This window comes from Petroclostridium sp. X23, assembly GCF_030013905.1.
In the GTDB taxonomy this organism is placed as follows: domain Bacteria; phylum Bacillota; class Clostridia; order SK-Y3; family SK-Y3; genus X23.
Genome location: NZ_CP124862.1, coordinates 3447415 through 3463059, shown reverse-complemented (window position 1 = coordinate 3463059; position 15645 = coordinate 3447415). Strand labels below are relative to the sequence as shown.

Below are 15645 nucleotides of genomic sequence, written 5' to 3'. Positions count from 1 at the left end.
TTTATGCCTTGATATATTAGCCCGGGTACGTTACAATATTCGATGTGGTTAACATAATTATTACTAACTTCGAATAACATATCTATAATAATTATACCCGAAGTATATGACAGCTATATAAAGCGATGTTTACAGAATATTTAACGCTTTATTACAAGTCTATTACTTTAATGACAATATTTTATGTATATGTTATTATGTTAACTAAAGGGTGATAACATGCTTTCCGTTTAAGTCTTTAGAAGGAGGTGAAACGTATATGATTAGTCAAAGAGATGGAAGTACAACATGTTTTGAAAGAGGCAACAAAGATAATAACAAAAATTCTAAACTAATTAATTTATTTTCAAGGAGGCAATTATTTATGAAGAAGAAAATTATTTCTATGGTTACCGTGCTTGCATTAACTGCAACCATGCTTGTACCGGTAGCTGCTTTTGCTGCAACAACTAATACTTCTGTAGGTGCTATTAGAACTGTTGCAGGAACAAGCACTAATATTAACTTGGCAGATTTGCGTATAGATGAAGGTGTTATGGGTAACTTTGCCGATGGAGACGTAATCGCATTGACACTACCAAGTGGTGTAAAATTTAATTCAGCTCCTGTTGTAACTTTTACAGGTAGCGGAAAAGCTGATTTTGATACTGCAGCTACAAATGCATCTGTAAAATCAGTAACTAGCAGAGTATATAATATCACAATCAAGACAACCGGTGCTGCTAGAACAGACAAAGCAGCAATGCAGATTGGCTTAAATGTTGATATTACTTCAGCAGGAACCGGAGATATCGCTGTAAACGTAGCAGCCCCTGGTACCGCAATCACTGAAGGTGATGTTGTAGTTGGTAGATTTGTTAGCGGAAACGGAACTGTTTCTGTTTTAACTACACCAACTAAAGGTGGAAGCGCTGAATTCGGAATGATCCGTATTGTTGAAAATGCAATAGGTGCACTTGATCAAGATGAAACTATCAAGATCAAATTACCTAATGGTTATACCTGGAATAATCCGGTAGCGCCATCTGCAACTGATACTTTAGCCATTGCTGTTGTAAGCGGTGACGGTGAAAGAACTTTAGAACTTAAAGTAACAAACGAAAGTACTTCTCGTCCAGCTATGATTGATATCAAAACTCCTATCAGTGTTTCAACTGATGCAGGCAAAGGTGATATTACCGCATCTTTCAGCGGTACAGCTGGACTGTCTGATGAAGTTGTAGTTGGAACCTATGCTGATTACGGCGTTTCTACAACTGCAAAAGATGCGAAAGAAGTAACTGCAGGTAAAGATGATCAAAGAGTTGCTGAAATCGTAATTGAAGAAGGAATCGCAAATAGCTTAATTCCAGGAAGAACTATTACATTTACTCTTCCGGAAGGCGCAAGATTTAGAAGCTATACCGATACTGATGGTAATGTTGTAAATGAATTACCGAAGCTTAAAGTTGTATCCGGCGATAATGGAATGTTCGGCGGAAGCAGCACTTTAGCGGGCGCTCTTAGCAACAGTGGAAGAACTATGACTTATACTCTTGCTAATACTTCATCTGCAAGTGCAATGGAAATAGAATTCAACGATCCAGATGTAGATATCGCTGCTAACTTTGCAGGCGAACTTGAAATTGAAGTAGGCGGAACTGCCGGTGCTACCGGTGACTTCGTAGTTGCTGATGTTAAGCCTCTGGTAACATTAGAATCTGAACCTACAGATATCAAAGTAGGTGTGCAAAATCAAAAAGTTGGAGATATCATCATCACTGAAGGTGCTAAAGAAGCACTTGAAGAAAAATCAGAAATCGTATTATCCGCACCAGCTGATGTAACTTTCTCAACTGTACCAACTGTTGAAGTAATTGAAGGTAACCTTGAAATTGATGGCGTAAGCAAATCTGGTGGTACAATCACTATTAAAGTAGATACTGAGGGAACAAAACCTAGTGTAATTAAAGTAAGTGGATTGGCAGTAACAGCGAACCGTGCAGTACCGGAAGGTGAAATTAAGGTTTCAGTTAAAGGTTCTGCTGTAATGCAAAATGCAATTGAAACCGGAAGCAGCTATGCATTTGCTAACGTAACAAATGCTGGTTCTGTAGTAGTTGCTAATGTTGTAACTCCAGCTCCTGACGGTGTTGGTGGAGGCCAAGTTGTTGAGTTTGTTCTTGGAAACAAAGCTTATACAGTTGATGGCGTTGAAAAAGAAATGGATGTAGCTGCATACGTACAGAATGATCGTACAATGCTTCCTGTAAGATTCGTTGCTGATGCTTTAGGCGTAAGCAATGATAACATTATCTGGAACGAAGCTACAAGCCAAGTAACTATTATCAAAGATAATAGAGTTGCTCAGATGACCATTGGAAGCAATATCTTGACTATAAACGGTACAAGAATTACAATGGATACAACTGCAGTAATTAAAGATGGTCGTACAATGCTTCCGATCAGATTTGTTGGTCAAGCTCTTGGCGCAACAATCGGCTGGAACGAAGCTACAAGTACGGTAACAGTTTCTAGATAATTTAATAGTATTGAATGAAATGCGAAGAGCTGCCTTTAAACAAAAGGCAGCTCTTTTTTGCATATCTAACGCATTAAAGTTTTTACATTAGCAAACGGGTTGAGCTGGTGTATGTGTCCTTCAGAGACGCGCCCAAACTCACTTCGTTCAAACAGTGGACGGTCTCTTACGGAAACATACACCACCACAAACCTACCGCTGCTGTAATTTCTTTAATGCGTTAGATATAGTATTACTGTTTACTTTCATATGTTCCAATCATTGACCCTTGTTTGATAATGTAGGGCTTAAGAGCTCTTTCAAAGCTGCTGTATGACATAGTAGTTTTCATATCCACTTTATCCGTATTTAATGCATAGATGATAATTTTGTATTCATGCACACCGGAACGATATGGTGGCTGAGGGCCTTTATATGCCTTTAATCCATACGAATTCATCAACTCTACCGCCCCTTCAGGCATTGCTTCTTGTGAAGCTCCTTCTGGCAATGAGTTAATATTGGCAGGGATATTAATTACTTGCCAATGCACCCACTCACCAGCCGTCGGATGCAAGTCATACATCATGAGTGCGAAAGATTTTGTACCTTCAGGGATATTACTCCACTTAAGAGGTATACTTATTCCTGAGCTGTTTTTATCAGGAATGGGCTGGCCGTTATCAAAAGCCGCTGAAGAAACGATCATTTGACTCTCTGTAATGAGTCCTACCTCTAATGCTTTTTGTTTTGTAACCACTTGCTCATTGATTAATTTATTGATTAATAGACTGCCTGAATTATCATGAGCCGATAGTGCTCCATAGGATATCGCAACCAAGTCATCTTTAATTAGATTTTTAGCATTAAATGTGTTAGCTTCAGCCTCTGTCAGTCCGCCTTTTTCCTGTAAAACAAAAGCCGCTTTGCTCCATGTTTGTCCATCCACAGTATAACCCATGTTTCTTAATAATATTGTAGCATAAGACCTTCCATCCATTGGGCTTTTGGGTGAAATATTATTAGCCGCATCTCCTGTTACCATATTGCTTTTAACTGCATAGGCAATATAATTTCTCGCCCATTGGGAAATTTGCTTCTGATCTCCATATTTAGCAAGTATATTGTTCACTACCGGTTCACTTAACTTTAATGCTTCTTCTTTTTTACCGAACATTTTTACCAATAGCGTAATACCTGTCTCCCTATCTACAGATGTACCAAGATCAGGTTTGAAAACCAGCGCATCAACTCCGTCATAAAGACCCAGATCATGCAAAGTCTTTGCCTGTTCGGTATAACTATAGACAGGTCCCGCTAATACCCCATTGATAGTAAACATCATACAGAGTATAACCGACATGACTGTGAGAATGATTTTTGATTTTTTCATAAAAAGCCTCCTTTTGATATTTATTTATTTCTGAAAACTGTATAATTGTTAGTATTTCTACATAAATCCAAAAATTCCTTTTAGAAATATAAATTATTTTTCACATTTTTCATATTTATTGGATATTTATTATTTTTTCTTTCAAATAATATTATATAACGTTATTTTTCCAGCTATTATACAAAATTTACTTTATGAAAAGACTAATTAATGTTACAATATTTATGCAAATAATTTAGTTGATCAGGAGCGGATTAGATGACGATCAAATATAATCTATGTAGATATTTATGTAAAATGTTTCCTTTACCTGTGCACCCCTTTAATTTACAAGTAGAAGGTAAAAAAAGTTACGCACACTGGCAGTATGAAAAAGGTGAACAGACCATTAAGTTTTATTTGGACAAGATGTCTATTGAACAAATGTTTAAAGATAAAACTGTTTTAGATGTCGCTTGCGGAGCAGCTGGAAAGACTTTATATTATGCTTCTCAAGGTGTAGAAAAAATTTATGGACTTGATATTATTGCAGATTATGAAAAACAAGCAAATATGCTTGCGGTAGAAAAGGGACTGGAAGATGTGTTTAAATTTGTTGCCGGCAGTGCTGATCTATTGCCGTTTGATAATGATTTCTTTGATACCATCATTATCAATGATGGTATGGAACATGTAGACCAGCCACTTGAAATGCTTTATGAGTGTGACCGCGTATTAAAGCCCGGAGGGAAACTATTTATAAATTTTCCCCCTTACTATCACCCTTTTGGTGCTCATTTGAGTGATGCCATCGGATTTCCATGGGTACATCTTTTTTTTAACGAGCAGACTCTAATCAAAGTTTATAAAGACTTAGTGAAAGACTTACCTGATGGAGAAGAAAGAATAAACTTTCGAATATCTAAGGATGCTAGAGGTAAAGAGTTCTTTTCCTACATAAATAAAATGACTATTTCACGTTTTAATACTCTATTGGAGAAAACTGACTTTAAAGTGCTTTACTATAAGGAAGTGTCTCTCAGGCCTTTACTCAAGCCGTTATGCGGTTTGCCGGTATTAAAAGAAACCTTTGTAAAAATGGTGGTATGCATTTTAGAGAAATCATCATAATCCTTTGTTAACAATCTGTTCATAATTTTTACACATTTCGGTCAAAGTATTTTGATATAATAGAGAAAATATCTGTGAGGAGGTATCCATATTGAGTAGAGAACTCTCAAAAAAGCTTATAAAAATAATTATAGTGCTGCTCATCGTAGTTGGTATAGGATATGGGGGGTACTATGGCTATAATAAGATGAAGTCTTCAAAAACAGCTATAGCTGCCAACGCACAAAAAGAAACTACTTTTGATGTAACCCGGGGAAATCTGTCAGTAAATATTGAAGGAACCGGAACCGTTGAACCTATTTCAAGATACGATATCATTCCGATGGTCAGAGGGACGATCTTAAGCGCACCCTTTGAGGAAGGTATGACCGTAAAAAAAGATGACTTGCTCTTTCAATTCGATGATAGTGATGCAGCTATCAATATCGAGAAAACAAAGAACAGCATTGAAAAATTAATATTGGATAATCAATCCACCAAAAATGCATTAGATAACATGATAGTGTACTCACCCTATGATGGAAGGATCATAAATTTTACTAATAAAGTTGGTGATTATATCAACAGTTCCACAAAAATTGCAGATATCGTTGATGACAGCAGATTCATAGTGAAACTGCCTTTTAGCCCAGAGCAAATGGATCTGATCCAGATAGGGCAAGATGTAAACTTACTTCCGTTGGATGACTCAGACATATTAGGTGGTACTGTAAGAGATAAAAGTGATTCCAATATCGCGACAATTGAAATCAAAAATCCTAATAGCTTTGATTACGGTATTGAAGTAATTGGAATGATAAAAACCTCTGTTGGAGAAGTTTCTTCATCAGATTCCGCTGTCATCCAGTACAATAAAGAGCAAACACTTCGATTGGAAGATGCAATGGGTGTCGTTAAGAATATATACATAAGCAATAATGAGCATGTTAAAGCCGGACAAAAGATTTTTGAATTAGAAGACAGTGATTTAATCACTGAACAAACAAAATTCGAATTAAGCCTTAAAGACTCTCAACTTTCTCTTCAGTCGCAGATGAAAGAGTTAGATGACTATAGTATTCTCTCGCCCATAGACGGCATTGTCATCACCAAGAATTATAAAGTAGGCGACAGCATTAATAGTTCCAGCAGCGAGTCAATTCTGATGACAGTGGCTGACATGAGTAAAATGATTTTTGATATGCAGGTAGATGAATTGGATATTGCTAAAATAAAAGTAGGTCAAAAGGTAAATATCACGGCTGAAGCCCTTGAAGACCAGCAGTTTGAAGGTGAAGTAACAAATATCGCCGCTGAAGGCACTCCCTCAAATGGGGTCACAACGTATACAGTACAGATTACCATCTCAGATCCTGGTGGTTTAAAACCGGGCATGAATGTAAATGCGGAGATTTTTGTAGAACAAAAAGAAAATGTTTTATATGTTCCTATGTCTGCAGTACAAAAGGTTCGGAATGAAACTTTTGTATATGTAAAAAAAGAAGCAGGTATACAAGATAAAAATAATATAAATAAAAATAATATAAATAAAGAAAATCAACAAGGAAGTCAAAATGATAAACCAACAAATAATGCTGCCAATACTTCTAGTGCCAATAGCGCTAATCCGCAAGCACAGCAGCAAGGAACACCCAATGTTCTTTCAGACCGTGAGAGACGTATTATTACTGTGGGGATCAATAATGAAGACTATATTGAAGTAACGAGTGGTTTGCAAGAAGGCGAAAAAGTGATTATCCCTTCTACCTCTGCTCGCTCCAGTACCAATACAACTATGGGTGGATTTAGCGGCGGTATGGGTGTTATGGGAGGACGACCCCCTAGATAAATAGATAATAAACATTTAGAAAAGTGAGTGTAACAAAACATATGTTTTGTCGCACCCACTTTTTATTTTATATGTGCTCAAAAAGCATAAAAACTTCTCCGCAGCAGTTGCAAGCTGCGGAGGAGGAATTCTCAATTCAATTATATTTCTCTCTATCTCTTATTTTATTAGATTACTCTTACAAGAGCTTTGCCTTATCCAACCCAGGGTTTGGCTAAAACTATCTTTTTTAATTCATGGTTTACGGATTCTTCAAACAAAAGTTTCTTTATTTGTGCAACATTGTATTCTGCATCCAGTAATTGACTGTCTGTTGCCATACCTTGGTCGTATTTTAATCTAGTTAATTCTAATGTATCCTGTGCTGTGACAAGATTTTGCTGATAGATTTCATACTGGTCTTCAATCTGTTTAATACTATAATAAATAGATCGAATATTATCTGCTAAGTCTGATTTTGTTTGCTTCGCACTATATTTCGCTTTATCTACGTCCAATTGTGCCGATTTATAAGTACCAGTACTAGAAGAACTATTATACACATATAATTTTTCATTCAACTCAGCTATCTTCACATTTTGCTCAGCAAGCCAAACAGTGATACTATCGGAAATCATTCGAGCAACATGCTGCTCAAGCATCTTTTCATCCATTTCGGACTTTTCTAGCTTAGGTTGATCAACAAGCTCAAATTCTCTATTTTTATCTACTTCTAACAAATTGTTGAATGCTAACTGCTGATCACTAATAGATTTCTCGGCAATTTGAAGATTTAATTCTGCATCTTTGTAGCTTTTTTCTGCCTGTTTTTTCTCAAAACTGCTTGCCAAACCTGTTCTATATTTTATGTCCATAATATCTCTCTCAAACTTCGCCTTTTGGAGAGAAAGTTTCGATAATTCATAGTTATTTATCTTCTTTAATACTTCATAATAATTCATTAATACATTATAAGATAGTTTTTCCTCTGTGATACCTATTTGTTTTTTAGCTGTTTCCAACGCAATATCCGCTTTATTTAAGCCTATTACAGTTGCATAGAGGTCATTATCGGTATTTGCACCACTTACTCCGGTAGGATAAGAATAACCGAATTTTTTACCGGTATCGTCACGATTATCTTCAGATTGTTCAAGGGATATCTTTGCCTGTTTAAGATCATAACTGTTTTCAAGAGCTATTTCTAATGCCTGCTGGTAAGTTAAGCTATTTGACGTATTATCATCTTCAGTAGTGTCCTTACCATCTTTTTGAGCATAAGCCTTGCTGGTGGTTATCATAACCTTATAGGTGGAAACATCGTAGTTCACCAGCTTAATTGCTTTCATCTGCTTTAATAAATCCAGCGGTATCACAATTTTTCCATCCATAATCTGCGCTTTGACCGACATTTTTATTGTTTCATCATTATAAACTGCAAAATATGAGTTAGGTTTTACTTCCATATTATATTGATCACTGGACAAGAGCACTAAACTTTTTTCCGCATCCCACGCCACATCTGCTCCCAATGCTTCAAAAACATCACGCAATGGAACCATCAATGTTCCATTCATATTCACCGGCTTCTGAGAAATAACGTACTCTTTCCCATCTACCACAATCATACCTGAATTATCCGCTGCCCACACAGTAGGCACTGATAAGGCGATAACTAAAATAATACTCACTAATAATAAAAATCTTTTCTTCATATTCATCACCCTTGATATCCTTTACACATCATCATAGTACAAAAAGGGTTCCATATGGAACCCCTCTTTGTATTATGAAATTCAACTCACTAATTATCTAGTAATAGTTACAGTACTAGTAGCTTCGTCCCAACCAACTTGTGCACCAAGAGCTTGAGCTACGAATCTAATAGGAAGTACTGTACGACCATTTTCAAGAGCAGCAGCAGTATCCATTGGGATTGCTGTTCCGTTAACAGTTAAGATGTTGCTTCCGATAGTCATCTGAGCAACTCTGTCACCCTTCATAATGGTTACTTGGCTAGTAGCTTCGTTCCAGATAATGTTGTCAGTGCTTACGCCTAAAGCTTCAGCAACGAATCTGATAGGAAGCATTGTACGACCGTCTTTAGTGAAAGGAGCAACGTCCATTACTTTTTCAACGCCGTCAACTGTGTAAGTAGTGCTTCCAAGAACGAATGCAACACTGTTAGAAGCATAAGTTTCAGCTGGAGCAGGAGTTACAACATTAGCAACAACTACAGAACCAGCATCTGTTACGTTAGAGAACGCATAGCTATCCCCAAGTTTTAGTGCATTCTGCATTATTGCGCCACCCTTAATAGAAACCTTAATTTCCCCTTCAGGTACTGAACGATTTGCAGTAACTTTTATGTTGCTAACTTTGATTACACTTGGTTTCGTACTTTCGGTATCTACTTTAATAGTAACTGTGCCACCAGATTTGCTTATACCATCAAGCTCAATGTTACCTTCAGTTACTTCAACAGTTGGTACTGCTGAGAAAGTTACATCAGATGGTAAAGTCAATTGAATTTCTGCATTTTCAGCAATTGCTTCCTTTGCACCTTCAGTGATGATGATATCTCCAACTTCTTGACCTTGTACACCTACTCTGATATCTGTAGGATCTGATTCTAAAGTCACAATAGGAACAACCTCTGCAACAACAAACTTACCGGATGCACCAGCAGTTCCGCCAACTTCGATTTCGAGTTCACCTTTGAAGTTTGCAGCGATATCAAGATCAGGATCATTAAATTCCATTTCTACCGCGCTTGTAGATGCATTGTTTGCAAGAGTATAAGTAATAGTTCTTAAATCGCTACTAACGGTACCAGTTAGTGTGCTACCACCTGCGAAAAGATTGCTATCTCCAGCAACTTTTTTAAGCTGTGGCTTTTCACTTATAGCAGCACCTACACTAGGAGTATACTCTCTAAATCTCACACCATCTGGAAGTGTAAATGTGATCGTTCTTCCTGGAACTAAACTTCCTTTGATGTTTTCTTTAACCACGATTTCAGCAACTCTTTGGTCATCCTTACCAGCAGTTACCTCTTTTGCGTCTTTTGCAGTTACAGTAACATCATAATCAGCATAAGTACCGATTACAACATCATCGGACAATCCTGCTGTACCGCTGAATGATGCAGTAATATCACCTTTTTTAGCATCAGATGCAACATCAATATGAGACTTAATGTCAATCATAGATGGACGCCCTGAGCTTTGAGTATTTACTGTAAGTTCTAATGTTCTTGTTCCTATACCCGCTACTGAACCCACTACTCCACCTGGTACCTTGAAAGTCAAACCGTTTGTTGCGGATATTGTTGTGCTAGCATTCCATGTAAAATCACTTGGTAATTTAATCTTAATAGTTTCGCCTGCAGCAAATGCTTTTGTCGCATTTTCAACTATACGGATAGTAGCATATTCATCGCTGCCACCTTTTGTTGGTGTAGTTAAGACAGAAACAGTTCCATCTCCACTAACAAATCTACCAACTACTACATTACCTTCAGCAATTGCTGTACCCGGAGCTGCTACGTTTACTTCAATATCTCCGCTTCCGGATGAAGTTACTTTTACATTTAAACTAATTTGCATAGATGCATCGTCATTTCTAGCAACACCACTTGTATTGATTTTAATATTATACACCCTAGCGGTTACACTAGTTACTGTTGCTGACGCAAATGCAGGTGCATCATCATAAAATGTTACAGTAGGAGCTGCATCGAACTCAACACCACTTGGAAGTGACAATGTGATTACATCCCCATCGGCAAAGTTACCTATAACACCTTCAGCAATACGCAAATCAGCTAAATCAATGTTATTTCCTGTTCCAGTAACACTTGTAATGGCACCTACTGCGGAGCAAGTTGCTGCAGCAAATACGCTTACCGGCACGAAGATGGTCATAACCATCATGAGCACGGTAACTAAAGCAATAATTTTTTTGCTCATAAAAAATTTACCTCCCTAAAAATAATATTATTTTGGTTTGAATGCTACATGTAGCTTCTGCTTCTGTATTGGAATGAATGATCTACTACAATCAATTCCTCAAGGCACTTATAGGCAAACATAAACCTTTTCTTGATTCATCCATGCCTCTTTGTCCTATGTACTGTCACCAAGTGACAAGCTGTTAGCAGAAGTTACCTGTCCGATTCTAGATTGATTATATCACTGGAATATTTTAGAGTCAATAACTATATGGCAGTTGTAACAAAGTTGTAAAGAATGGCGCATTGGTTCACAGTTCACGGTTCACGGTTCACAGGGTGTAATCGGCAGTGTGCAAATCATTCTTGCTTGCATTTAGCTTGGGTGGCTTTTTTTAAGGCTTGTAACATTTTTATTATAATAAGTATCTCTTTTGTTAATAATTCGTATGATTGCTTATTTATATAGCCTAAATCTCTGCTTAGCAATAAAAGATATTCCACTTCATTTGCTGATCCTATTGATATTGAAATAAATCTATTAAAATCTCCATAAGAATTTCTACCATGACCTTCTGCGATATTCGTAGGAATGGATGCGACTGCTCTTCTGATTTGATTTGTAATACCGTATTTCTCATCTGGCGGGAATGTCTTTGTTATTTTATATATTTCTACAGTCAGTGCATGTGCTTTCTGCCATACTCTAAGATTCATATAGTGCTTTGCATTATCTAGATAAGCCTCTTTGGATTCTAAAATCAGAATGTCATCACAAATGTCTTTATTGTATTCCATAGCTATCCCATCCTCCAACATATGCATTACGATCCACAATTCGCCGTGAACTGTGAACTAATTTAAATACTTCTTCAACTCAGTTATATCTTCCATGTCAAGGATATCCATTGCTAATACATCCACTGCTACTTGGTCTAATTTGATAATTTTCTCTTTATATTCTTCCGGTACTACTTTAAATTTTTTTTCAATTTGTTTCAACAGCAATTCTGTTTTTCCTTTTTCCATGCCTTTTTCTTCTGCAAATTCTATGAATTTAAACATCTTAATTTCCTCCCAAATGTTTTCCAATATCTTTCTATCCATAAATTTGTTGGATAAGACTAATGTTAATGCTATGATTTTCTCTTTTATTTCCCAATCAGCTACAAGTACCTTTTCGATATTTACAACTTCTTTGAGTAATTGTTCCTTCGACATGCTGCTCTTTTCATTAGTGGCAGAAAAATAAGTTCTAATTCATTCACCATCGCACCTGTTTTAACCTTGGCAAGCAATTCATTTAGCTTTGCATCTCCATCTCTTTCACTCATATCTACAACTTGTACCTTATATACAAAGCTCCCTGCATCAATATTGCAATTCGATCTGCTTACCGAATTAAGACACAATGCTACCGTATTTATTTTGGTCTTATACCTGTGATAAAGTTCTACATCATACGCTGCAAACCGTATCACATCTTCTACCGACAAATGCACCTCTTCTTCAATGTGTAGAATGCTTCCGTCTTCAAACCAAAAATTAAGATCCATTCTATCGCCTTTGGTTTCTATTTCTGCGATCTGTGTTTCCATAAACCGTTGTATTGCAGGAAATTGCAAATCTAAAAAATCTAATACTTTGTCTGAAAATATCGAAAATGCATCCTTAAAAACCTTATCGTAATTATGTGCGTCAATATCCATTTTACTCACTATTTTCACCTCCATTCTATCATATATTCCATCTATTGTAAATCCACCATACAGCAAACATATGTTCTTGTTAACAATAAAATAAAGAAAAGGAATTATTAGCTGTTGCTCTAATAATTCCTTTTCTTTTGACGTCACACTAAGTATATTACATACTCGTTCAAAAATGTAAAGAATTCAGAGGCTTTTACCTCCGAAGTTCCTCCAAATATCTCCCCATTCCTCACTTTCCACTCCCCACTTGACGCAATGCTGCACCTATGAATTCCCTAAACAGTGGGTGCGGTCTATTGGGTCTTGATTTGAATTCCGGGTGGAATTGGACACCGATGTACCATGGGTGGTTTGGAAGCTCTACTATTTCTACCAAGCGTTCATCGGGTGAAAGTCCTGCGATGACCATTCCCTTTTCTTTGATTCTCTCTCTGAATTCATTATTTACTTCATATCTATGGCGGTGTCTTTCATAAATTAATTCGTCTTTATACGCTTCATAGGTTTTGGTGGTCTCGTTAATCTTACACGGATATAATCCTAAACGCATGGTACCGCCCATTTCCTCTATATCCTTTTGCTCAGGCATAATATCAATGACAGGATAGGGTGTCTCCGGATCCAACTCCGAGCTGTGTGCTCCTATTAAACCTGCTGCATTCCTTGCAAATTCTACTACTGCAAGCTGCATACCGAGGCAAATTCCAAAATATGGAATATTATTTTCTCTTGCATATTTCGCAGCGGCAATTTTTCCTTCTACTCCTCTATCACCAAAGCCACCGGGTACCAGAATACCATCTATATCTGCAAATGTTTCTTTGCAATTTTCTTCTGTCACATTTTCAGAATTAATCCACTTAATTTCTACATCCGCATCATTGGCAATACCGCCGTGTTTTAACGATTCTACAATACTGATATAGGCATCGTGCAGTGCTACATATTTACCAACCAGTCCTATTTTTACGCTATGCTTTAGGTTCTTCACCTTGTTCACCATTTCAGTCCACTCGGTGAGATCGGGACTTCCACACGCAACTTGCAGACGTTTGCAAACAATTTCCGCAAGCCCTTCTTTCTCAAGCATTAAAGGCACTTCATACAAAGTTTCCGCATCCAGGTTTTGGACAACGCGGTCACCGGAGATATTGCAAAATAGTCCTATCTTATCTCTTAACTCTTTAGCAAGAGGCATCTCAGACCTGCAAACGATAACGTCCGGTTGTATTCCTAAGCCAAGCAACTCTTTTACACTGTGCTGAGTAGGTTTTGTTTTTTGCTCTCCTGACTTACCCAAGAAAGGTACTAGGGTAACATGAATATACATACAGTTCTCTCTACCTACATCAGTAGCTACCTGACGGATCGCTTCTAAAAACGGAAGGCTTTCTATATCTCCTACCGTCCCCCCTACTTCGGTGATTACGATATCGGTATGCCCCGACTTGCCTACTCTATAAATTCTTTCTTTAATCTCATTGGTGATATGCGGGATTACCTGTACCGTCCCTCCCAGGAAATCTCCTTTTCTTTCTTTCGATATTACCGACCAATAGACTTTTCCAGTTGTAACATTACTGTTCTTACTAAGATTCTCATCAATAAATCTTTCATAGTGGCCTAAGTCTAAGTCTGTTTCCGCTCCATCATCAGTCACAAATACTTCCCCATGCTGATATGGACTCATGGTCCCCGGGTCAATATTTATGTAGGGATCGAATTTTTGTATGGTAACGTGCTGTCCACGTCCTTTTAACAGTCGTCCTAATGATGCGGCAGTAATGCCTTTTCCAAGCCCGGATACAACGCCTCCGGTGACAAATATATATTTGACTGGCATAATCGTCCTCCTTTATATATGGTTCACGGTTCACAGAATCAAAGAGTAGAAATTTAATTAACCGCAATCTGAATCTTTACGAATCTTTAACTATAATATTTTATTATTTATGAATACAGGTGTCAAGGAATATTATCTGTTACTTTTTTACATAAAGATAGGAAGCTGCTAGAACCTAGCAGCTTCCTATCTTTATGTTATATACTTTTTATAGGTCATACCGGCTAAAAGATACTGTACCATCGGATAGTCTTGTATATCTTGCCATCGTATCATCATCATTCTCATCGAATATGTATCCCATGATATTGGCATCATCTAATTCATATTCAATATCACCATAGATTGCGGACATAAAGCTGCGGACTTTATTATCTGTGAGATCATCCCATTCATCTTCATATTCATCATAATCAATATATACACGATAAGTGATATTGTCGCTATCCCCATTTAAATCTATCGACAACTCAATGTCATCAAAATAGTCTTCATATTCATCGTTCAAATCATCTTCCAAATCAGATATACTTGTGCTATCGTCATCATCATACATACGTACATTGCCGCTTGAAGAAACATCAAAAGTCAGCAGTTTGGAAGTTTTGCTGCTGGAACTATCCCTTATATAACCGCCTATATCCGCATCCTCATATTCATCTAAAATATCATCAACAATATCCTGTAGATATGTTCTTTTCCTTGAGTCCGTAAGGTCATCCCATTCATCCTCGAAGTCATCCAAATCTACATCAATTTTGACCGTAATATCATCTTCATCTCCGCTGAGGGTAATATCAAATTCAATATCCCTATATTCATCGTAATCGTCATTCAGTTGATCTTCCAGATCATCCAGATCTGTACTAGCATCATCGTCATCACCAAGGTGCAGTTCCAATGCACTTACTTTGGCTTTCAACTGCGATATTTCAAAATCCTTGCTTGCCAATTGCTGCTTTAACGTTAATACTTCACTATCTGGTTTATCTGTTACTGTAATAGTACGGGTATCCCCATTCCAACCGATTTCCTTATTAAAGAGATTTGCCATGGTACGAACAGACACATAGGTAGTCCCCTCAGCAATAAAAGGCTGTGTATCGGGATAGACAGTCTGATTATTATTTACGATTTTTATATCCCCAAACCATGCGTTAATCTGCTTATAATAGTCTGATGCAAAACCTACGCTTGATAATAAAAACGTAAATATCACAATGAATACCGTTATTTTCTTTGCTTTGCTTTTCATTTGTATGATCCCCCTTACTTTTCGTTGATTTTATCTTTTAGACATAGAATCTAATGAAAATGTTCCTAATTAA

11 protein-coding genes are annotated in these 15645 nt (G+C 37.1%); 3 read left to right on the top strand and 8 right to left on the bottom strand.

What is annotated here, in order from left to right:
- The first annotated feature begins 364 nt into the window (after positions 1-364).
- Positions 365-2521 carry a copper amine oxidase N-terminal domain-containing protein gene (locus QKW49_RS16350; protein WP_282863733.1) on the top strand — a complete coding sequence of 719 codons (2157 nt, stop codon included), beginning with the start codon at positions 365-367 and terminating at the stop codon, positions 2519-2521.
- Between the two features lie 232 nt (positions 2522-2753).
- On the opposite strand, the gene QKW49_RS16345 is transcribed toward QKW49_RS16350, so the two are convergent.
- Complete coding sequence (locus QKW49_RS16345) at positions 2754-3893, bottom strand: YbhB/YbcL family Raf kinase inhibitor-like protein (protein ID WP_282863732.1); 1140 nt, start codon at positions 3891-3893, stop codon at positions 2754-2756.
- 258 nt (positions 3894-4151) lie between these two features.
- Here QKW49_RS16345 and QKW49_RS16340 point away from each other — a divergent pair, with 258 nt between their 5' ends.
- Together QKW49_RS16340 and QKW49_RS16335 are read left to right on the top strand one after the other, a co-directional pair.
- Complete coding sequence (locus QKW49_RS16340) at positions 4152-5003, top strand: class I SAM-dependent methyltransferase (RefSeq protein WP_282863731.1); 852 nt, start codon at positions 4152-4154, stop codon at positions 5001-5003.
- A gap of 91 nt (positions 5004-5094) precedes the next feature.
- Positions 5095-6831, top strand: coding sequence for an HlyD family efflux transporter periplasmic adaptor subunit (locus tag QKW49_RS16335; RefSeq protein ID WP_282863730.1), 1737 nt, complete (start codon positions 5095-5097; stop codon positions 6829-6831).
- A 194-nt stretch (positions 6832-7025) separates the two neighbouring features.
- Here QKW49_RS16335 and QKW49_RS16330 read toward each other — a convergent pair whose 3' ends face one another.
- The 7 genes from QKW49_RS16330 to QKW49_RS16300 all read right to left on the bottom strand — a co-directional run bounded on the left by QKW49_RS16330 (position 7026) and on the right by QKW49_RS16300 (position 15572).
- Complete coding sequence (locus tag QKW49_RS16330) at positions 7026-8525, bottom strand: stalk domain-containing protein (protein WP_282863729.1); 1500 nt, start codon at positions 8523-8525, stop codon at positions 7026-7028.
- A gap of 93 nt (positions 8526-8618) precedes the next feature.
- Entirely contained in the window at positions 8619-10781 is a 2163-nt protein-coding gene (locus tag QKW49_RS16325) for a copper amine oxidase N-terminal domain-containing protein (protein WP_282863728.1), read from the bottom strand.
- Between the two features lie 341 nt (positions 10782-11122).
- The gene (locus tag QKW49_RS16320; RefSeq protein ID WP_282863727.1) at positions 11123-11560 is read right to left on the bottom strand and encodes a four helix bundle protein; all 438 of its coding nucleotides are present in this window, start codon (positions 11558-11560) and stop codon (positions 11123-11125) included.
- Positions 11561-11617: 57 nt separating this feature from the next.
- Complete coding sequence (locus tag QKW49_RS16315; RefSeq protein WP_282863726.1) at positions 11618-11983, bottom strand: DUF4351 domain-containing protein; 366 nt, start codon at positions 11981-11983, stop codon at positions 11618-11620.
- Positions 11950-12480, bottom strand: coding sequence for a hypothetical protein (locus tag QKW49_RS16310; protein ID WP_282863725.1), 531 nt, complete (start codon positions 12478-12480; stop codon positions 11950-11952). The genes QKW49_RS16315 and QKW49_RS16310 overlap by 34 nt, the downstream gene beginning before the upstream one ends.
- Before the next feature lie 223 nt (positions 12481-12703).
- The gene (locus QKW49_RS16305; RefSeq protein ID WP_282863724.1) at positions 12704-14317 is read right to left on the bottom strand and encodes a CTP synthase; all 1614 of its coding nucleotides are present in this window, start codon (positions 14315-14317) and stop codon (positions 12704-12706) included.
- A 208-nt stretch (positions 14318-14525) separates the two neighbouring features.
- A complete protein-coding gene (locus tag QKW49_RS16300) occupies positions 14526-15572 on the bottom strand; it encodes a stalk domain-containing protein (RefSeq protein ID WP_282863723.1) in 1047 nt (348 codons plus the stop codon).
- Positions 15573-15645: the final 73 nt, after the last annotated feature.

Excerpts from the sequence above, each read along its gene's own strand:
- QKW49_RS16350 (WP_282863733.1), top strand. The coding sequence starts at position 365 with ATGAAGAAGAAAATTATTTCTATGGTTACCGTGCTTGCATTAACTGCA.
- QKW49_RS16345 (WP_282863732.1), bottom strand. The coding sequence starts at position 3,893 with ATGAAAAAATCAAAAATCATTCTCACAGTCATGTCGGTTATACTCTGT.
- QKW49_RS16340 (WP_282863731.1), top strand. The coding sequence starts at position 4,152 with ATGACGATCAAATATAATCTATGTAGATATTTATGTAAAATGTTTCCT.
- QKW49_RS16330 (WP_282863729.1), bottom strand. The coding sequence starts at position 8,525 with ATGAAGAAAAGATTTTTATTATTAGTGAGTATTATTTTAGTTATCGCC.
- QKW49_RS16325 (WP_282863728.1), bottom strand. The coding sequence starts at position 10,781 with ATGAGCAAAAAAATTATTGCTTTAGTTACCGTGCTCATGATGGTTATG.
- QKW49_RS16320 (WP_282863727.1), bottom strand. The coding sequence starts at position 11,560 with ATGGAATACAATAAAGACATTTGTGATGACATTCTGATTTTAGAATCC.
- QKW49_RS16315 (WP_282863726.1), bottom strand. The coding sequence starts at position 11,983 with ATGTCGAAGGAACAATTACTCAAAGAAGTTGTAAATATCGAAAAGGTA.
- QKW49_RS16305 (WP_282863724.1), bottom strand. The coding sequence starts at position 14,317 with ATGCCAGTCAAATATATATTTGTCACCGGAGGCGTTGTATCCGGGCTT.
- QKW49_RS16300 (WP_282863723.1), bottom strand. The coding sequence starts at position 15,572 with ATGAAAAGCAAAGCAAAGAAAATAACGGTATTCATTGTGATATTTACG.